Origin of the sequence: Nonomuraea fuscirosea (assembly GCF_035917475.1) — a bacterium.
Taxonomy (GTDB): Bacteria; Actinomycetota; Actinomycetes; order Streptosporangiales; family Streptosporangiaceae; genus Nonomuraea; species Nonomuraea fuscirosea.
This window is the reverse complement of sequence record NZ_CP109074.1, coordinates 2970498-2989241: the sequence shown is the minus strand read 5'-3', so window position 1 is coordinate 2989241 and position 18744 is coordinate 2970498. Positions and strand designations below refer to the sequence as shown.

General features: G+C 72.1%; 16 protein-coding genes. 4 read left to right on the top strand and 12 right to left on the bottom strand.

Features of this window, described 5'->3' with window-relative positions:
- Positions 1-3 precede the first annotated feature (3 nt).
- The gene (locus OIE67_RS13430) at positions 4-774 is read right to left on the bottom strand and encodes a neutral zinc metallopeptidase (protein ID WP_326640041.1); all 771 of its coding nucleotides are present in this window, start codon (positions 772-774) and stop codon (positions 4-6) included.
- Positions 775-870: 96 nt separating this feature from the next.
- Entirely contained in the window at positions 871-2937 is a 2067-nt protein-coding gene (locus OIE67_RS13425) for an alpha-galactosidase (protein WP_407674893.1), read from the bottom strand.
- 264 nt (positions 2938-3201) lie between these two features.
- On the opposite strand from OIE67_RS13425, the gene OIE67_RS13420 reads away from it, so the two are divergent.
- Positions 3202-4077 carry a siderophore-interacting protein gene (locus OIE67_RS13420; RefSeq protein WP_326640036.1) on the top strand — a complete coding sequence of 292 codons (876 nt, stop codon included), beginning with the start codon at positions 3202-3204 and terminating at the stop codon, positions 4075-4077.
- 237 nt (positions 4078-4314) lie between these two features.
- On the opposite strand, the gene OIE67_RS13415 is transcribed toward OIE67_RS13420, so the two are convergent.
- Complete coding sequence (locus OIE67_RS13415; protein ID WP_326640034.1) at positions 4315-5601, bottom strand: hypothetical protein; 1287 nt, start codon at positions 5599-5601, stop codon at positions 4315-4317.
- Between the two features lie 154 nt (positions 5602-5755).
- On the opposite strand from OIE67_RS13415, the gene OIE67_RS13410 reads away from it, so the two are divergent.
- The 3 genes from OIE67_RS13410 (at position 5756) to OIE67_RS13400 (ending at position 8415) form a co-directional block, all read left to right on the top strand.
- Positions 5756-6340: a TetR family transcriptional regulator gene (locus OIE67_RS13410; RefSeq protein WP_326640033.1), complete on the top strand. Its 585-nt coding sequence runs from the start codon at positions 5756-5758 to the stop codon at positions 6338-6340.
- Positions 6341-6566: 226 nt separating this feature from the next.
- The gene (locus OIE67_RS13405; RefSeq protein ID WP_181308464.1) at positions 6567-6890 is read left to right on the top strand and encodes an STAS domain-containing protein; all 324 of its coding nucleotides are present in this window, start codon (positions 6567-6569) and stop codon (positions 6888-6890) included.
- 103 nt (positions 6891-6993) lie between these two features.
- Positions 6994-8415: an RNB domain-containing ribonuclease gene (locus OIE67_RS13400; RefSeq protein ID WP_326640030.1), complete on the top strand. Its 1422-nt coding sequence runs from the start codon at positions 6994-6996 to the stop codon at positions 8413-8415.
- A gap of 4 nt (positions 8416-8419) precedes the next feature.
- Here the strand turns inward: OIE67_RS13400 and OIE67_RS13395 are convergent, their stop codons facing one another.
- The 9 genes from OIE67_RS13395 to OIE67_RS13355 form a co-directional block, all read right to left on the bottom strand.
- Positions 8420-8995, bottom strand: coding sequence for a TetR/AcrR family transcriptional regulator (locus tag OIE67_RS13395; RefSeq protein WP_326640027.1), 576 nt, complete (start codon positions 8993-8995; stop codon positions 8420-8422).
- 222 nt (positions 8996-9217) lie between these two features.
- Entirely contained in the window at positions 9218-10915 is a 1698-nt protein-coding gene (locus OIE67_RS13390; RefSeq protein WP_326640026.1) for an ABC transporter ATP-binding protein, read from the bottom strand.
- A 530-nt stretch (positions 10916-11445) separates the two neighbouring features.
- Complete coding sequence (locus OIE67_RS13385; RefSeq protein WP_326640023.1) at positions 11446-14169, bottom strand: DEAD/DEAH box helicase; 2724 nt, start codon at positions 14167-14169, stop codon at positions 11446-11448.
- A 96-nt stretch (positions 14170-14265) separates the two neighbouring features.
- Complete coding sequence (locus OIE67_RS13380; RefSeq protein ID WP_326640021.1) at positions 14266-15165, bottom strand: diacylglycerol/lipid kinase family protein; 900 nt, start codon at positions 15163-15165, stop codon at positions 14266-14268.
- 109 nt (positions 15166-15274) lie between these two features.
- A complete protein-coding gene (gene tatC / locus OIE67_RS13375) occupies positions 15275-16108 on the bottom strand; it encodes a twin-arginine translocase subunit TatC (protein WP_326640019.1) in 834 nt (277 codons plus the stop codon).
- Between the two features lie 92 nt (positions 16109-16200).
- Complete coding sequence (gene tatA, locus OIE67_RS13370) at positions 16201-16539, bottom strand: Sec-independent protein translocase subunit TatA (RefSeq protein ID WP_326640017.1); 339 nt, start codon at positions 16537-16539, stop codon at positions 16201-16203.
- A gap of 29 nt (positions 16540-16568) precedes the next feature.
- Positions 16569-16769 carry a hypothetical protein gene (locus OIE67_RS13365; RefSeq protein WP_326640015.1) on the bottom strand — a complete coding sequence of 67 codons (201 nt, stop codon included), beginning with the start codon at positions 16767-16769 and terminating at the stop codon, positions 16569-16571.
- Positions 16766-17731 (bottom strand): helix-turn-helix transcriptional regulator, encoded by a 966-nt coding sequence (locus OIE67_RS13360; RefSeq protein ID WP_106250073.1) that lies wholly within the window; start codon positions 17729-17731, stop codon positions 16766-16768. The genes OIE67_RS13365 and OIE67_RS13360 overlap by 4 nt, the downstream gene beginning before the upstream one ends.
- Positions 17732-17791: 60 nt before the next feature.
- Positions 17792-18742 carry a helix-turn-helix transcriptional regulator gene (locus OIE67_RS13355; RefSeq protein ID WP_326640011.1) on the bottom strand — a complete coding sequence of 317 codons (951 nt, stop codon included), beginning with the start codon at positions 18740-18742 and terminating at the stop codon, positions 17792-17794.
- Positions 18743-18744 lie beyond the last annotated feature (2 nt).

The window sequence follows — 18744 nt, the reverse complement described above, 5'->3', positions numbered from 1 at the left end:
CGGCTAGGAGACCTTCTGGGAGGGCGCCGTCCAGGTGTTGCACGCCGCCGGCGAGGCCACGCGGAACCCCTTGTCCAGCCAGGCGGCGATGTTGCGGCCCTTGCCGTGGTCGCGCACCTTCGCCTGCTCGTCGCCGCTGTGCCGGTTGATGTCGAGCAGCTGGTCCCAGTCGTCGCCGTCACGGTCGAGCGAGCCCCAGACGCTGCCGATGAACACGCCGCCCAGGCACTCGGCCTGCAGCTCGTTGCGGCGGAACTGCTCGTTCAGCTCCTTCTTGCCCTTGTACGGGTAGCGTTCGAAGGCCCGGTTGATCCCGGTGACGTTCTGCAGATGGTGCGCGAACTCGTGCGCGGCCAGGCTGAACAGGAACAGGTCGGAGGTCACTTCGAGCAGGTCGTCGTCGAGCAGGATGAGGAAGCGCTTCTCGCTCGCGCAGTAGGCCCCCGACGCGCTGCCCCACTTGCTGCCGCAGAAGCGCCGCGGCTTGGTGATGAAGCCCATCTTCTTGGTGAACGGCAGGCCGGCCCGGGCCAGGTGGGCGCCCCAGGAGGCGTTGAGGCAGTTGAGCACCGCCTGCAGGTAGCGCTTGGCCTGGGCGACGTCGTCGGGTTCGATCTTCCGCTCCGGGCACTCGCTGGGCTGGAGCCTGCCGCTGTCGTACAGCTTGTTCGCGGTCACGGCGCGGTCGCGGATGGGGTACGCGGACGCCTGCGCGGAGTGGGCCGGTAACAGCGCCGCGCAGAGGAGAACGGCGACGAGGGCGGAGAGACGCATGACGGGCATTTTACGGGCAGATCATCCGCGCACGCTGTGCCGTGCACGACAGCCCAGGCCGCCGCCCGATGCTCCGGCGGCGGCCGGGGACGCGCTCTAGACGCGTTCGAGCTCGATGATCAGCGCGGAGGCCGGGCGCAGCGCCGGGGCGGGCAGGCCCAGCTCGGCCAGCACCGCGCCGGGCACCCGCACCGGGGCGGCGGCCCACTCCGGCAGCAGCGCGCGCTCGGGGGCCGGACCGGCCGTGCGCACCTCGTACGTGGCGGCGGGGTCGAGGCCTGGCAGCCGCAGCGGCGCGGGCGCCATGTCCAGGCGGGAGACCTGCTGCACGTACGCGTACACCGCCCGCTCGGGCAGCACCACCCCGTGCAGCAGCGCCGACGGGTCGGGATGGTCGGCGCGCACCACCCGGCCCGCGTGCAGCAGCGGCCGCAGCCGCTTGTGCAGCGCGATCCAGGTCGCCAGCTCCTCCAGCTCGGCCTCGCTCGCCGAGGTCAGGTCCCACTCCACGCCCATGTGCCCGAACAGCGCCGTCGCCGCCCTGAAGGCCAGCGGCAGCGACCGGCCGGTGATGTGGTCGCCCGGCGCGCCCACGTGGCAGCCCAGCCGCTCCGGCGGGACCAGCAGCCCGGTCCAGCGCTGGATGGCCTGCCGGTCGAGCGCGTCGTTGCTGTCGGAGGTCCACACCCGGTCGGTGCGGGCCAGGATGCCGAGGTCGATCCGGGCGCCGCCGGACGAGCACGACTCGATCTCCAGCCCGGGGTGGCGGGCGCGCAGCTCGTCCAGCAGCCGGTAGGCGGCCAGCGTCTGCGCGTGCACGCCGGGCGCGCCGTCGTGCACGGGCTCGGCGATGTCGCGGTTGTGGTCCCACTTGATGTAGTCGAGTGCGTACTCGCCGACCAGGGCGGAGATGCGTTCCAGCAGGTACGCGTACGCCTGCGGGCGGGCCAGGTCGAGCACCTGCTGGTTGCGGTACGGCGGCGGCGTGCGCTCGGGCCGGCCGAGGATCCAGTCGGGGTGCTCGCGGGCCAGGTCGGAGTCCGGGTTGACCATCTCCGGCTCGAACCAGAGGCCGAACTGCATGCCGAGCTCGCGCACCCGGACGGCCAGCGGGTGCAGGCCGTCCGGCCAGACGCCCTCGTCCACGTACCAGTCGCCGAGGCCGGCCCGGTCGTCGCGGCGGTGGCGGAACCAGCCGTCGTCCAGCACGAACCGCTCGACCCCGGCCGCCGCCGCCCGGTCGGCCAGCTCCAGCAGCCGGTCGAGACCGTGGTCGAAGTAGGTCGCCTCCCAGTTGTTCAGCGTCACCGGCCGCACCGGCAGCGGGCGGGAGCGCAGATGGCCGTGCATCTGCGCGCTCACCTCGTCGAGCCCCGTGCCCGACCAGCTGAAGTACACCCACGGCGTGCGGTAGGTCTCGCCCCGCGCCAGCACCACCTCGCCGGGGTCGAGCAGCTCGCCGGCGGCCAGCAGCGCGACGCCCTCGGGCAGCCGCTCGGCGTAGTGCACGTGGCCGCCGCTCCACCCCGCGTGCACCGCCCACACCTCGCCGGACCGGAACCCGAACCCTCCGGTCCCCGCCACCAGCAGCCCGGTGCCGTCGTGCCCGGTGCGGCCGCGCCGGTTCTCCCTGGACCACACCCCGTAGCCGAACTCGCGCCGCTGCGGCACCTTCTCCAGCCCCCACCGGCCGGTGAAGTCGAGCAGCTCACCCGCCCGCGCCGGCACCGGCAGCGCGCACACCAGCCCCTGCACCCGGTACGGCGACGGCGCGGTGTTCGTCACCGCGTGCCGCATCCGCACCAGGCCGCCCTCGTCCATGACCAGCTCGCTCACCAGGCTCAGCCCCGCCCGGGCGTCGGCGGCCGTCACGGTGACCGCGCCGCCGGAGCCCGGCTCCGCCCGCGCCTCCAGCCGGTCCACGCTCCACCGCACCGGCCAGTGCTCGCCGTCCCTGACGCCGGACAGGCCCGGCCGGCCGTACCAGCCGTCCCCCTGCGCGGGCAGCAACGGCGGCGCGGGCGAGGCGAACGCGGGCGCGACGACCGCGGCGGGCAAGGGAGCGTCGAGCGGCCCGAGTGCGGCGCCGAAGTGCCGCACCCGCGGCAGGCCGGGGCCGGAGTCGTCGAGCACCAGCGCGGCGCCCGCCGCGGAGAGGATCACGGGTGACAAAGAGGAGCTCCAATCTGGGGCGGGCCGGGCACGCCGACCTGCGCCTGTCACATTTTCAGCGCTCCGACGCTATCGCCCTCGATCTCGGCCGCGCCATGGCGGAGCCCCTCCTGGAAACGGGCTGCAGGGGTTGAACCGCTCTTCCATGCCTTAACTCTGAGCAAGCCTCCTCAACTGGCCTAAACTGCCGCGATCCTTTAGGTTAGCCTCACCTAATCTAGACGGGAGACCTCGGGGATGACCCAGCCTTTTCGCATGTTCGACGTACGCGTGGACCGCCTCGAAAGGCTGAGCCCGTCGTTCCTGCGGGTGACCTTCACCGGCGAAGACCTGCACCTGTTCGCCGACAACGGCTTCGACCAGCGGCTCAAGCTCATCCTCCCCCTCCCCGGACACGGCCTGGCCCACCTGCCGACCGGCCCCGACTGGTATCCCCGCTGGCGGCAGCTCGGCGACGACCGGCGCAACCCGATGCGCACCTACACCGCGCGGACCGTCCGCCCCGAGGCCGCCGAAGTGGACGTGGACGTGGTCATGCACCCCGACGGCGGCCCCGTCGCCCGCTGGGCCGAGCAGGTGCGGCCGGGCGACGTCGCCGCCCTCTACGGCCCCGACTCCCGCTACCCGGAGCGCCACGGCGGCCTGGAGTTCCACCCGCCCGCCGGCACGGGCTGCGTCCTCATCGCCGGCGACGAGACCGCCGTGCCCGCCATCTGCGCCGTCCTGGAACGGCTGCCCGCCCACCTCGCGGGCGAGGTGTTCATGGAGGTGCCCTGCTCCGACGACGTCCTGCCGGTCGAGACGGCCGCCTCCGTCAAGATCACCTGGCTGCCCAGGAACGGCGGCGAACGCGGCGCCGAACTCCTCCCCGCCGTCAAGACCGCCGCCGGCCGCCTCCTGCCGCCGCTGCCCGTCCCCGACGCCTTCGACGACGTGGACGTGGACGCGGACGAACTGTGGGAGGTGCCGCAGGAGGCCACCGACCACGGCCCCCTGTACGCCTGGCTGGCCGGCGAGGCCGGCGTCATCAAGGCCCTCCGGCGGCACCTGGTCGCCGAACGGGGGCTGGACCGGCGCGCGGTGGCCTTCATGGGCTACTGGCGCAACGGCCGCTCGGAAAACGAGTCATAACCACGCCTTGGCGGAGATGGGCCGGCCCGGCCTGCGAACGACGTGGCGGGCAGGACCCCGCTCCTGACAGGCCGTGCAGGCCAGACCCGACTCATGACACGGTCGGGCAGGCCCGGCCCGACCATGGCGCGCCATGCAGGGCCGGGCCCTGGCCGCCGAGCGCCGGCAGGCGGCTGCGAGGTCGGCCGATCAGATCGGTGTCACTCCCGGAGTCGTCGCCGGCCAGTCAGGTCGGCGTCACTCCCGGGAGTCGCCCAGCACAGTCCGCAGTTCGGCGGCGGTCGGGGGTCTCGTCCACGTCAGGCCGGGGCCGCCGGAGGTGATCAGGCGGGGCAGCACCTCACGCAGCAGTGCCTCGGCCGCCGCGTCCGGCCGCTTCTCGCGCGCCTCCTGGTAACGGTCGAGCACTCTGGCCAGGTCCACCATCATCGTGTTGGGCTCCCCCGCACCGATCCCGGCGGCGCCGGCCTTCGCCCCCGACTCGACCCGCGCTTGCTGGGCTCCCGTCCCAGACCGGGCTTTCGTCCCCGCCTCAGCACGCGGCTCCGCCTCAGGAGTTCCCGCCTCAGGACTCGTCCCCGCCTCAGGAGTTCCCGCCTCAGGACTCGTCCCCGCCTCGGCCCCGGCTTCCGCCGCCATCGCGGCGACGGCTTCGGACCCGGGCGAGACCGCGTCATCCGCCCCGCTCCCGGCGACGGTATCCGTCCCGGCCTGAGCTCCGACCTCCGCATCGGCCCCGGCCCGTAGCGCGCCACCCGCCACGCCGTCCGCCCCGGCTCCGGTCCCGGCGGCGGTGCCGGGGCCGGTCGTGGTCTCCGTTGCGATGCCGGCTGTCTCCAGCAGGGCCGCGCTGTCCGCTTCCAGGAGGGTCGCGCCGTCCGTGTCCGTCCGGCCCGCCGGCTCCGTCCCCGGTTCGCGGGCCAGGTCGGCGCCGGTGGTCGCGGTGGTCACGGTTTTGAGCGGGGTGCCGTTGACGTGGGACAGCCCGGGCTCGCCACTCGTCCGCGTGGCGGGAACGATCACCTGCAACGCTCCAAGGCCGGCCTCGCCCGACCAGGCTCCCGGCCGTACCGCCTCGCCCGTCGCGGCCAGGAAGCCGGCCGCGTCCAGGCCGTCCACCTCGCCCTCCAGCCAGCCGGCCCGCAGGTGCAGCACCCCGGAGCGTTCTGATCCGGCGATTTTCTCCATCAGCTCCGCGACCGTGCCCTGCGGGTCGTGCATCGCGGCGTCCCCCCGGGCCGCGAAGGCGTCCGCGAACAGGTGCAGGGAGATCAGCCGCGGCGGTTCGTACGTCGTCAGCACCCCCCGTTCACCGTCGACCCGCACGGCGCCACCGCTCTCGTGGTAGGCCCGCAGGCCCTCCGTGAACGCGGCCCGCGCGTCCGGCGCGAGCGAGAGCTCCCAGCCCCACCTCGGTTCGGTCTCCAAACCGGCGAAGCCCTCGCCGCCGTCCGGATCGCGGCGGAGCCACCAGGCCACCGCGCCCACCACGGCGGCGGCCAGCACTGCGACTGCGACTAACACGATGTTTTCGCTTTCCCCTCGTCATGACCGCACGTGATGACAGGGCTAGTAGCGTAGTGTGATCGCCCCTCTTAAACCGGGAAATTTCCCCAAATATCACCAGCCGTACCACCAGTGACATCGCACACCGTCACGGACTGACAGAATTGGCCATATGACAGATGGCATCCTGACCTCCGAGCAGATCCTCACGGCGGCCCAGGATGTCCTGCGCCGCTACGGCCCGGCCAAGGCCACGGTCGTGGACGTGGCGCGGGCACTGGGCGTCAGCCACGGCAGCGTCTACCGCCATTTCCCCAGCAAGACGGCCCTGCGCGAAGCCGTGACGCACCGCTGGCTGGAGGAGGCCCACGCCGGTCTTGCCAAGGTCATGGCCTCGTCCGCCCCGGCCGAGACCCGGCTGCGCGACTGGCTGACGACGCTGTCCGCCTCCAAGCGGGCCAAGGCGCTCGACGACCCCGAGCTGTTCGCCACGTACATGGTGCTGGTGAACGAGGCCAGCGAGGTCATCCAGGAGCACATCACCGGCCTCGTCGACCAGCTGGAGGAGATCATCGCCACCGGCGCCGCGCGCGGCGAGCTGGCCACCGCCGACCCCGCCGCCTCGGCCCGCACCGTCTTCCTCGCCGCGAACGCCTTCCACGACCCCGCGCACGCCGCCTCCTGGAGCCGTCCCGAGGTCGAGGACGAACTGAACGCTCTGTGCGATCTCCTCCTCCTCGGCCTGAAACCGCGCTGAAGGTGTGGTTTTTCCAACTGGTAAGCGGAATTGTTCACCCGAGGAGGCTTTCTTATCCTCCGGAACGCGGCTCGGCCACCCGGCGTGCACGGACAGACATGTACACTCCATTCCGGAAGTGTGTAGTCGCTCTATGTGATCCATCTACGACATCGGGTGCCGAAAGGCAAGGGCGGGTCCGCGCCACCGACACATGATCCCGGCCCTGAGAGAGCGCGGAGCCGGAATGGATCCACTGCACCTGACCACCAGCCGCCGCGACGGAACGCTGCTGGTGAGCGTGTCCGGAGAGCTCGACATCGCCACCACCGAACAGCTCCGCAGCCACCTGCTGCACCTGCTCCAGGAGGCCGGCCGCTGCTCCTGCCCCGAGGTGCGGCTGGTGATCGAGCTGAGCCGCCTGTCCTTCATCGACGCGGCCGGCCTCGGCATCCTGGTCGCCGTCCAGAACCAGGCACTGAGCCAGCACACCCCGATGCACATCACCAGCGCGCCGCCCGCCATGCGCCGCCTCCTCCGCATCACCGGCCTCGACCAGCACCTCACCTGAGCAGCGATCCACGACCGCGCCCCGCCCGCCGCCACCCTCTCGTCGTCGTGACTTTCCGTGAGATCTGGCGCTCCCGATCATGCGCGCCGGTAAGTTGTCCCATGTGCCGATCATTCAGGTTCCCGATGAGATACCCCTCAAGCTGGAGGACGGTTTCGAGCGGATCGGGCGGGAGCTGAAGCTGCCCGGCGGCTTCCCCCGCGCCGTGCTCGACGAGGCCGCCTGGGTGGCCAAGGTGCCGAGGCTGGACGCGAAGGACATGTCCGATGTCCCGTTCGTCACCATCGACCCGCCCGGCTCGATGGACCTCGACCAGGCCGTGCACCTGGAACGGCTCCGCGCCGGATACCGCGTCTGGTACGCCATCGCCGACGTCGGCGCGTTCGTGCGCCCCGGCGGCGTGATCGACGCCGAGGCCCGCGGGCGGGGCGAGACCGTCTACCTGCCGGCGGGCAAGGTGCCGCTGCACCCGCCGGTGCTGTCGGAGGACGCGGCCAGCCTGCTGCCCGGGGCGCTGCGCCCGGCCGTGGTGTGGCGGATCGACCTCGACGCCGACGGCGAGACGGTGGGGGCCGACGTGCAGCGCGCGCTCGTCCGCAGCCGCGAGCGCTACGACTACGCCTACGTGCAGGCGGTGCACGACACCGGCACCGCGGACGGCGTACTGGAGCTGCTGGCCGAGATCGGCGAGCTGAGGCTGGCGCTCGAACGCGACCGCGGCGGCGTCACCCTGCCCACGCCCGACCAGGAGGTGGTGCGCGACGACGGCGGCTACCGGCTGGAGTTCCGGCTGCCGCTGCCCGCCGAGGCGTGGAACGCCCAGATCTCGCTGCTGACCGGCATGGCCGCGGCCGCGATGATGCTCGACGCCGAGATCGGCATCCTGCGTGTGCTGCCCCGCCCGCAGCCCGGCGACCTGGCCAAGGTACGCAGGGTGGCGCAGGCGCTGGACGTGCCGTGGCCCGAGGGGGCCGGCTACGGGGCCGTGGTGCACGACCTGGATCCGAAGAACGGCAGGCAGGCGGCGTTCCTGCACGAGTCGAGGGTGCTGCTGCGCGGGGCCGGCTACGTGGCCTTCGACGGCGCGCCGCCCCGGCTGGCCGAGCACGCGGCGGTGGCGGCCCCGTACGCGCACGTCACGGCCCCGCTGCGGCGCCTGGTCGACCGCTACGCGACGGAGGTGTGCCTGGCGGTCGCGGCGGGCGAGCCGGTGCCGTCCGACGTGCGGGCGGCGCTGACGCTCCTGCCCGACCTCATGTCCGCCTCGGGCCGGCGCTCGGGGTCGGTGGAGCGGGCGTGCGTGGACCTGGTGGAGGCGTTCCTGCTGCGGGACCGGGTCGGGCAGGCGTTCGAGGCGGTGGTGATCGACGTGGACGAACGCCGCGGCGGCGGTCAGGTGCAGCTCGTCGACCCCGCCGTGATCGCCCGCTGCGACGGCACCCTCCCCTTGGGGGAGCACGTCACGGTACGCCTGACCAGCGCCGACCCGGCCACCCGCGAGGTCCGCTTCACCCTCGCCGGCTGAGGAGTCAGCTCGTTCTGGCGCGCATGCCGTCGCAGATCACGTCCGCCATCCGCAGCGCGCCGCCCCTGGCCCGGGCCCGCCGCTCGGCGGTCAGGCAGCCGCGGAGCAGGTCGCGTACGTCGTGGGCGGTCAGGTCGGTCCGTGCCGCCCCCACCCGCTGCGCCCGTACCAGCAGGCGGCCGAGCGCGGCGGTGAAGTCGTCCTCCAGTGTGGAGCCCGGCCGCAGGACGGAGCCGCTCTCCAGCATGTCGCACAGCGCCTGGTTGGCCGCGGCCTGCTCGGTCACCCGCGCGAACCAGCCGAAGAACGCCTTGCCCGGGTCCTCGGCGGTGGCCAGCGCGCGGGCGTCGGCCACGAACCGTTCGATCCGCCCGAGCAGCACCGCTTCGAACAGCGCCTCCTTGGTCGGGAAGTGCCGGTAGACGGTTCCGACGCCGAACCCGGCCCGACGGGCGATCTCGTCGAAGGAGATGGTCAGGCAGTCGCCGGCCAGCGCCTCCTGCGCGATCTGCAGCACCCGCTCGCGGTTGCGCCGCGCGTCGGCCCGCAGCGGCCTGGCGGAGCTGTGGTCGTCGCCCATGACCTCCCACCCCTTCGGCAACCCTCCGGCAAACGGAGCGAGCTCTCCGATTCTATCGAGGAGATTTCCGACATACACCTTTCGCACGCCGACATGACGGAAGCCTCCGCGATCAGCACACCCGATCGCGAAGGCCCCCGCTTCCCGTCACGCCGGCGACAGGGTCTCCGCGTCACCCCGGTGACAGCAGGTCCCCGTCCGGCAGGTGACCGAGGTCCCGCGTCACGCCGGTGACAGTGGTTCCGCGGCCTCGTACCGGCGGCGAAGGCGTCCGCGCCCGCGGGCGCCGGCGCGCCGGAACCGGAGGCGCTCCTCGCGCGGCACCGGCTCCACCTCCACCACGCGCGCCCCCTCCGGCACGTGCCGGGGATCGTGCGTGACCATCAGCGTCGTCCGCCCGGCCATGAGCCGCCGCAGCGGCGTCATCACCTGGGCGGCCGTGGCGTCGTCCAGGCCGGTCATCGGCTCGTCGAGCACCAGCACGGGTGTGTCGCGCAGGATCGCCCTGGCGATCGCGATCCGCTGCCGCTGCCCGCCGGACAGCAGCCTGCCCCGCTGCCCCACCGGCGTGTCGTACCCCTGGGGCAGCAGTTTGACGAAGTCGTGCACGCCGGCCGCCTCCGCCGCCCTGATCACCTCGTCGAGCGGGGCGCCGGGACGGCCGTAGGCGATGTTCTCGCGTACGGAGCCGGAGAACAGCATCGTCTCCTGGTGCAGGATCGTCACGTTCTCCCGCAGCGACTCCCTGGTCAGGCTGCGGATGTCGACGCCGTCCAGCAGGATGCGGCCCTCGTCCGGGTCGTAGAAGCGCAGCAGCAGCTTGGCCACCGTGGACTTGCCGGCCCCGCTGGGCCCGGCCAGGACCACGACCTCGCCGGGCTCGGCGGTGAACGACATGTCCCGCAGCACCGGCCGTCCCCGCCCCGGATAGGCGAAGCCGACCCCTTCGAAGGCGACTTCGCCCCGCGCGCGCCGTACCGGCTCGGCGTCGCGGGCGTCGGTGACGTCGGGACGCGACCGCAGGATCTCGATGACCCGGTCCGATCCCGCCGCCGCCTCTGACACGGTCAGGGCCAGCTCACCCAGCCCCTGTACGGCCGGATAGAGCAGGGCCAGGTAGGCCGCGAAGGCCAGCAGCCCGCCGAGCGTCAGCCGGCCCGCCGCGATCTCCCACGCGCCGAACCCGAGGATGACGATCAGGCAGGCGGTCTCGATGAGCTGGACCGCGGGGCCGTAGAGTCCGGCCAGCCAGGCCTGCACCATGTTCGCGCGCAGCCAGCCGCGGCCCTCCTGGTGCAGCCGCCGCGACTCGGCGTCCTGCCGGTTGTAGGCCTGCACGAGCGGCTGGTTGGCCAGGCCCTCCTCAAGGACGCTGTTCATCGCCCCGTTGCTGGCCCGCTCGCGTGCCGCCGCCGTCCTGAACCGGGACGCGAACACCTTCGAGACCACCAGGAACAGCGGGATCAGCGCCATGGTGAGCAGCGCGAGGTCCCATCGGATGAAGAACGCCGCCCCCGCGAAGAAGACGACGCTGGCGGCCGTGGTGATCGCGCGGACGAGCCCGGACCCGACGAGTTCCTCGATGGCCTCGACGTCGTCGGTCATCCGCGCCATCAGGTCGCCCAGGCGCCGGTTCTCGGAGAAGTCGGGCGCGAGCGTCTGCAGGTGGGCGTAGACCCGGTCGCGCAGGGCCAGCAGGAACCGTTCCGCGCCGAGCGCGGTGAGGTAGGCCCCCGCGAAGGACGTCGCCCCGGCGATCGCGGCGAGCCCGAGCCAGGTGAACGCGGGCACCCAGAAGGCGCCCAGGTCCCGGGTCGTGAGCACGGTGTCGGTGATGTGGCCGAACAGGCGGATCGCGGCGACCTCACAGAGCGCGGCCAGGATGGCGAACACCACCCCCGCCGCGAAGAGCCGGCGCAATCCGCGGGTGTCCGGCCAGAACTCGCGGAATGTGCGGCGAAGGGAAATCGCCGGCGCGAGTTCACGGCCGGAGGCGTTCAAAGAGAGCCGGCGGCTCAGCCGCCGGCTCTCTCCGTTGGGGTTACTTAGCACCCCCACCACCTACGGTGACCACAGCAGCTCCACCGGCGATGACAGCGGCGGCGCCGACGGCAGCCCCATCCTTGCTGGAAGCCGGCCTGTGAGAGTTTCGTGCTCGCCATGTTTCCTCCCCCGTTGGCGGAACACTGACAAATCGGACGCTAGCACCCGAATTGCGATAAATCAGCAGATAATCGCTGATTTCAAAGAGACTTGACTGGTAAAACCAGACGGGAGAGGCGATGAAGACACCCGCGTAAAGTCAGCGGCCCACAAGTAAAAGAACCAACCGAACACCACCCCGAAGCAAAAAGACGCTCCCGGGAGGCGATTCCCAGGAGCGTCCGCCGCCGACACCGACGTCGGGTCAGGCCAGCTTGTGCAGGTCGGGTCAGGTCAGCTCGGGCAGGTCAGGTCAGCGACGAGTACGCCACCACGCCGCGCCGCATCCCGTCCACCGCCTTGATGGCCGTCTGCTTGATCTTGCTACCGGGCGGCGCCGCGTTCCCGAGCTGCCCGAGCAGGTCCATCAGCTGCTTCACCCAGCGCACGAAGTCACCGGCCGCCAGCTCGTTGCCGTTGATCCCCTCCATGAGCACCGCGTCCAGCGTGTGACCCTTCGTCCAGCGGAACGCCGCCCACGCGAACCCCAGATCCGGCTCCCTGATCGTGGACAGCCCGTGATCGGACTCGATGCCCTCCAGCTCCCCCCACAGCCGGATCATCGCCGACAGCGCGTCCTGCGCCCGCCCCGCCGGGATCTTCGGCCGGCGGGCGTCGTCGGACGCCCGCGACTCGAACACCAGCGCCGACACGCACGCCGCCAGCTCCGCCGGGTCCAGCTCCTCCCACAGGCCGTTGCGCAGGCACTCGGCGGTCAGCAGGTCCAGCTCGGTGTAGAGGCGCCCCAGCCGGCGGCCCTCGTCGGTGACCGCCTCCTCCTCCAGGTAACCGAGCTGCTCCAGCACCGAGCAGATGCGGTCGAACGTACGGGAGATGACGTGCGAACGCCCCTCCACCCGGCGGCGCAGCCCCTCGGTCTCGCGCAGCAGCTTGTAGTAGCGCTCGGCCCAGCGCGCGTGGTCCTCCCGCTCGTCGCACCCGTGGCACGGATGCTGCCGGATGCGCCGGCGCAGCTCGTTGACCTCGTCGTCCTCCACGGCGTGATCCCGCGCCCTGACCGGCTTGCCCAGATCGCGGTCACCCATCTTGGCCAGCAGCGTCGAGACCAGGTTGGCGCGCTCCTTCGGCGAACGGCCGTTGAAGTTCTTCGGGATGCGCAGCTTCTCCAGCGGCTCGACCGGCACCGGGAAGTCCGCAGGATCGAGCTTCTTGATCTGCTTGCCGATCGTCAGCACCAGCGGGCTCGGCCCGGTCCCGCGCGGATTGCGGCCGGGATCGAGCACGATCGCCAGCCCCGCCCTGCGCCCGCCCGGCACCCTGATCACGTCACCGGGCTGCAACGCCTCCAGCGACTTCACCGCCGCGGCCCGCCGGGCCGCCCCGCGCTGACGCGACAGCTCCGCCTCCCGGTCCGACAGCCGGCGGCGCAACGCCGCGTATTCCGGGAAGTCACCCAGATGGCACGTCATGGCCTCCTGGTAGCCCTCCAGAGCCTCCTCGTGCTTGCGCAGCTGCTTGGCCAGCCCCACGACCGCCCGGTCGGCCTGGAACTGCGCGAACGACTCCTCCAGCAGCGTCCTGGCCCGCTCCCGCCCGAACTGGCCGACCAGGTTGACCGCCATGTTGTACGACGGCTGGAAACTCGACCGCAGCGGATACGTCCGCGTGCCCGCCAGCCCCGCCACCGACAGCGGATCCATGCCCGGCTGCCACAGCACCACCGCGTGACCCTCGACGTCGATGCCGCGCCGCCCGGCCCGCCCGGTCAGCTGGGTGTACTCTCCCGGCGTCAGGTCGGCGTGCGTCTCACCGTTCCACTTGTCCAGCTTCTCGATCACCACGCTGCGGGCCGGCATGTTGATGCCCAGCGCCAGCGTCTCCGTCGCGAACACGGCCTTGACCAGCCCGCGGGTGAACAGCTCCTCCACGACCTCCTTGAAGGCCGGCAGCATGCCCGCGTGGTGCGCCGCCAGCCCTCGCTCCAGGCAGTCGCGCCACTCCAGATAACCCAGCACCGCCAGGTCCTCGTCCGGCAGGTGAGCCGTGCGCTCGTCGACCAGCTGCCTGATCTCGTGCCGCTCCCGGTCGGTGGTGAGCCGGATGCCCGCGTACAGGCACTGCTGCACCGCCGCCTGACAGCCGGCCCGCGAGAAGATGAACGTGATCGCCGGCAGCAGCCCCTCGGAGTCCAGCTTCTCGATCACCTGCACCCGGTCGGGCGGGCGCGAACGCTGCGGCCTGCCGTAACCCCGCCGGCCCCGCCCCGACGTCAGCCGCTCGGCGTCCCGCGTCACCCGCATCAGCGTCGGATTGATCCGCGGCGTCAGGTCGTCGCTGACGAACAGGTCGTAGACGCGGTTGCCGACCATCATGTGCTGCCACAGCGGCACCGGCCGGTGCTCGTCCACGATCACCGTCGTGTCGCCGCGCACCTCGCCCATCCACTCGCCGAACTCCTCGGCGTTGCTCACCGTCGCCGACAGCGCCACCAGCCGGACCGACTCGGGCAGGTGGATGATGACCTCTTCCCACACCGCGCCGCGGAAACGGTCGGCCAGGTAGTGGACCTCGTCCATCACGGCGAACCCCAGCCCGGCCAGCGTCGCCGAGCCGGCGTAGAGCATGTTGCGCAGCACCTCCGTGGTCATGACCACGATGGGCGCCTCGCCGTTGACGCTGTTGTCGCCGGTCAGCAGACCGACCTTGCCGGTGCCGTACCGTTTGACCAGGTCGTTGTACTTCTGGTTGGACAACGCCTTGATGGGGGTGGTGTAGAAGCACTTGCGGCCCTGCTCCAGGGCGAGGTGCACGGCGAACTCGCCGACGACCGTCTTGCCCGACCCCGTCGGCGCCGCCACCAGCACCCCGTCGCCCGCCTCCAGGGCCCGGCAGGCGTCCAGCTGGAAGTCGTCCAGAGCGAAATCGTAGAGACCTCGGAACGATCTGAGAGCGGCCCCGTCGTCCCCGTGCTTCTGACGGAAGGCCGCGTAGCGTTCCGCTGGCGTTGTCATACCCGTCAGCCTACCGAAATCGCCTTTCCGGTCCGTCCCGCCCGTTCCCGCACAGCCCGTGAACGGCCGCCGGCCGGCGCCTTTACAAAGTAGATTTCACACGATGACCCGTAACGCCCCAGGTCGCACCGCACACTCCAGTGGCACCGCGCCGACCCGTTCGCCGTCGGCGTAGGCCACCACGTCCTCGTCCGGCGAGCCCACCTCCACCCGCACGGCGCGCACCCGCCGGATCGACACGGCCGGATGGCCGACGTGCGTCCCCCGGTAGACGCCGGGGAACACGCGCAGGAACTCCCGCTTCGGCATCGCCCCGATCATCGCCACGTCGAGCAGCCCGTCGTCGGGGGCCGCGTCGGGGCAGACGCGCATCCCGGCCCCGTACGAGTGCGTGTTGGCCACCGCCACCAGCATGGCCTCCCGCTCGACCACCTCGTCGCCGTCGAACGTGACGCGGAACGGGATCGGCCGGAACGAGCGCAGTTCGCCGGCCATCGCCACCAGGTAGCGCGCCATCCCCGGCGGCCAGGTCAGCCGGTTGGCCCGCTCGTTGACCCGCGAGTCGAACCCGCAGCACACCACCCCGGCGAACAGCTCGTCGGCCGTCCCTGCGCGGATGCTCGCGGCGTCCACCTGCCGCGTCCGCATCCGCAGCACGGTCCTGGCGGCGGCGATCGGGTCGGCGCGGTGCAGGCCGAGCGCGGCGGCGATGTCGTTGCCCGTGCCCGCGGGGATGATGCCGAGCGGCACGTCGGTGCCGGCCACGGCCTGGACGGCCAGGTGGACCAGGCCGTCGCCGCCGAACGCGACGAGCGCGTCGGGGCGCTCGGACACGGCGGTGCAGGCCCGCTCCAGGGCGTCGGCGGCGTCGTCGCCGACGATCACCGACAGCTCGGCCCCTCCGGCGCGCAGCCGGCGCGCCACGGGTTCGAGCAGGCGCAGCGTACGGCCGCCGCGGGCGGCGGGGTTGACCAGCAGGGCGAGTTGAGGGGACACGACCGGAACCTATCGCCTGCGGCGCGGAACGGGAATGCCCCATCGTCCGCGGTGACGCTCAGGAAGACCCCATCGCGTGCGGCCCGGGCGGGAACGCCCCTGCCGCCTCCTATCGCCTGTCGGTGCCGGGCGGCTCCTCGTCGAGCGGCGTGGGATCGTCCGCGGGCTCCGGATCGTCCTGGGCCAGCGGGGACGCCTCGTCGTCGGACAGGTTCGCGAAGTTCTCGGCCGCGGGAGCGCGGCGCTCGCGTACGTACATGACCAGCTCGGCCACGAAGTACAGGATGATCATCGGTGCGGCCAGCGCCATCATCGTCAGCGGATCGCCGCCGGGGGTGATCACGGCGCCGAAGACGAACATGACGAAGATGACCGTGCGGCGGTGCTTCTTCACGGTGCCGTGCGACAGCACGCCGATGAAGTTGAGGAAGACCAGCAGCAACGGCAGCTCGAAGGAGACGCCGAAGATCATCAGCATGATCAGGACGTAGTCGAGGTAGTCGTCGATGCCGATGGTGGCGACGGTGCCGTCGAGCGAGAACCCCAGCAGGATGCCGAGGCTGGTGTCCATGATGATGTAGGCCAGCGCGGCCCCGAGCACGAACAGCGGGACGGCCAGCCCCAGGAACGCGATCGAGTAACGCTTCTCGCTGCGATAGAGCGCGGGGGTCACGAACGCCCAGATCTGGTAGAGCCAGACCGGGGACGCCACCACGAGCCCGATCATCAACGAGACCTTCAGCGTGATGAAGAAGGACTGGAAGATGCCGCTGTAGGTGAGGCTGCACTGCCCGTTGAGCTGACGCGACTGGGCCGTCTCGCAGTAGGGCGCCTTGAGCGCCTCCCACACCGGATCGAAGAAGATCCATCCGATGATGATGCCGACGACGATGGCGGCGATCGCGATGAGCAGCCGGTTGCGCAGCTCACGCAGATGGTCCATGAGGGACATGCGGCCCTCGGGATCAGGTGCGGGCCGGCTTGACCGTTTGAGCAGCGCCATCTAAGCAGTCCAGGTGACGAGGAGGGGTGGGGTCAGGCGCGCTTGTCGGCCTGGGCGGCGGCGGAGGCGCGCAGCTTGGCGGCCTGCTCCTCCAGCTGGCGGGCCTGCTCCTCGGCGGAGAGCGCGGGAGCCGGCGTGGCCTGGATCTGCTGCGGCTGCACGGGCTGCGGCTGCGGCGCCGGCTGGGCCGGAGCCTGCGTCTGGGCCTCGACCGTGGTGTCGTCGTCGTCGCGCAGCTTGGCGGTCTCGGCCTTGAAGATCCGCAGCGACCGGCCGATGCCTCGCGCCATGTCGGGCAGCTTCTTGGCACCGAACAGCAGGACGAGGACCAGCAGGATGATCAGAAGTTCAGGAACCCCGAGGTTCGGCATGAAAGTCCCTTTTCTAGCGAGTGCCTGTTTCAGCCACGATCGTACGCTGCCTGGGGCATGGTCTCATCCCCCCGGCCCGTCAATCTGGCCCGCCCAGGCTCCAGCTGCGCCTTCGCCCCGGCGACTACGCTTCTCAGAGTACGTGCCGCCACGACGACGCGAGCACCGGCGAACCCGACCGCGGCCAGCCCGGCCACCCCCAGCGCCGCCGCCAGATAGATCTGCGTCATGGCCGGTGAGCGTACAGGGCCAGGGCGCGCTCGGCCTCGCGGCGCACGGTCCGCGCCATGTCCGGCGGCGAGACGACCCGGCCGGTGTCGCCGAGCCGCAGCGCCAGCCGCAGGATCCAGTCCTCGTCGCGCACCCGCAGCGCCACCCGCAGCCGCCCCTCCCCCAGCTCGGTGACCTGCTCGCACGGGTAGTACTCGGCGACCCACCGCCCGGCGGCGCTCAGCTCCAGCTCCACCAGCTCGTCGGTGGGCGAGGGCCGGAAGACGCCGTCGGTGACGTCCCTCGGCTCGGCCCCGGCGGGCGGGTCGGCGGGCACGTCGAGCACCTCGGCGTCGAGCACCCGGTCGAGCCGGAACAGCCGCATCGCCTCGGCCCGGTAGCACCAGCCCTCCAGGTAGGCGCGGCCGTCGACGATCAGGACCCGCATGGGGTCCACCTCGCGCGGCGTCACCTCGTCGCGGCCCGGCACGTAGTAGCGCAGCGACAGCCTGCGCCCCTTGGTGAGGCCCTCGCGCACGCGCGGCAGGGCGTCGGGGGCGGCGTCGACGTCCACGGCGACCTGGCTGCTGACGGTGGCCGCGCCCTCGCCGGCGGCCCGCTCCAGCTTGGCGGTCACGCGCGGCAGGGCGTCGCCCGGCACCTCGGCGAGCTCCGGCGAGGCGGCCAGCATGCGCAGGGCGACCAGCAGCGCGCTGGCCTCGTCGATGCCGAGCCGCAGCGGCCTGGCGATGGTGTCGGCGTTGTCGATGAGGATCTCGCCGCCGTCCCAGGAGACGTCGATGAGGTCGCCGGGGGTGTGACCGGGCAGCCCGCACATCCACACGAGCTGCAGGTCGTCGATGAGCTGCTTCTCGCTCAGCCCGAACACCGCCGCCACCTCGCCGACCTGCGCCCCGGGGTGGGACATCAGGTACGGCACCAGCGCCAGCAGCCGCGGCAGCCGGTCGGCCGACCCGCTCATGAGTTCTCCTTCACCACTGCCTGCGTCCCCGTTCGATTCGAGAGGTGCCCGCGACCGCTGTCACGCCACGGCCCCCTTCAGGCGGCAGATGACGGCCTCGCGCGCGTCCGGCGGCTGCACCACCTCGACGTCGGCGCCGAGGCTGGCCATCCAGCCGGCCAGCCGTTCGGGGTCGGAGAAGACCAGTTCGGCCTCGTCCCACCCGTCGTCGCCCGCGTGCACGGCCCTGGACAGCTGGCGCAGCCCCTCGCACGTCCCCTGGCGTACGCGGACGACCGCCACCCGCTCCTCCGCCGGCTCGTCGGGAAAGCCCACCATGGCCTTGAGGTCGACGCCCTCGGGCACCTCGACCACGCCCGGCCTGCCGACGGTGGCGACCTGCCCGGTGATGCGGCTGAGCCGGAAGGCGCGCGGGGCGTCGCGGCCGCGGTCGAAGCCGGCCAGGTACCAGCGTCCGCGCCTGCTGACCACGCCCCACGGCTCGACGGTGCGGCTGCGCACGCTCTCGCTGCCGGCGCCGCGGTAGTCGAAGCGGACCACGCGCCGGTCGCGCACGGCGTCCCACAGCGCGGGGAAGGCCGGGTCGCGGGTGTCCACGCGCAGCTCCAGGGCTCCGGTGCCGACGGGCTGGTCGGTGGAGACGCCGCCGGCCCGCAGCTTCAGCAGCGCCCCTGAGGCGGCCTCGGCCAGGCTGGCGCGCTGCCACACCTGGGCGGCCAGGCCCAGGACGGCGGCCTCGTCGGGTTCGAGGGTGATCTCCGGCAGCTCGTACGACTGCCGCTCGATCCGGTAGCCCGGCTCGTCCTCCCACGGGTCGCGCACGACGTCGATCGGGATGCCGATCTCGCGCAACTCGTTCTTGTCCCGCTCGAACATGCGCTGGAACGCCTCGTCGCCGTCGCGGTCGTAGCCGGGGACGGCCTGGCGGATCTGCTCGGCCGACAGCGGGCGCCGGGTGGCGAGCAGGCAGATCACGAGATTGAGCAGCCGTTCTGTCTTCCGGCGCGACATCT

Excerpts from the sequence above, each read along its gene's own strand:
- OIE67_RS13395 (WP_326640027.1), bottom strand. The coding sequence starts at position 8,995 with ATGGGCGACGACCACAGCTCCGCCAGGCCGCTGCGGGCCGACGCGCGG.
- OIE67_RS13420 (WP_326640036.1), top strand. The coding sequence starts at position 3,202 with ATGTTCGACGTACGCGTGGACCGCCTCGAAAGGCTGAGCCCGTCGTTC.
- OIE67_RS13365 (WP_326640015.1), bottom strand. The coding sequence starts at position 16,769 with ATGACGCAGATCTATCTGGCGGCGGCGCTGGGGGTGGCCGGGCTGGCC.
- OIE67_RS13355 (WP_326640011.1), bottom strand. The coding sequence starts at position 18,742 with ATGTCGCGCCGGAAGACAGAACGGCTGCTCAATCTCGTGATCTGCCTG.
- OIE67_RS13405 (WP_181308464.1), top strand. The coding sequence starts at position 6,567 with ATGGATCCACTGCACCTGACCACCAGCCGCCGCGACGGAACGCTGCTG.
- OIE67_RS13360 (WP_106250073.1), bottom strand. The coding sequence starts at position 17,731 with ATGAGCGGGTCGGCCGACCGGCTGCCGCGGCTGCTGGCGCTGGTGCCG.
- OIE67_RS13410 (WP_326640033.1), top strand. The coding sequence starts at position 5,756 with ATGACAGATGGCATCCTGACCTCCGAGCAGATCCTCACGGCGGCCCAG.
- tatC (WP_326640019.1), bottom strand. The coding sequence starts at position 16,108 with ATGGACCATCTGCGTGAGCTGCGCAACCGGCTGCTCATCGCGATCGCC.
- OIE67_RS13385 (WP_326640023.1), bottom strand. The coding sequence starts at position 14,169 with ATGACAACGCCAGCGGAACGCTACGCGGCCTTCCGTCAGAAGCACGGG.
- OIE67_RS13430 (WP_326640041.1), bottom strand. The coding sequence starts at position 774 with ATGCGTCTCTCCGCCCTCGTCGCCGTTCTCCTCTGCGCGGCGCTGTTA.
- tatA (WP_326640017.1), bottom strand. The coding sequence starts at position 16,539 with ATGCCGAACCTCGGGGTTCCTGAACTTCTGATCATCCTGCTGGTCCTC.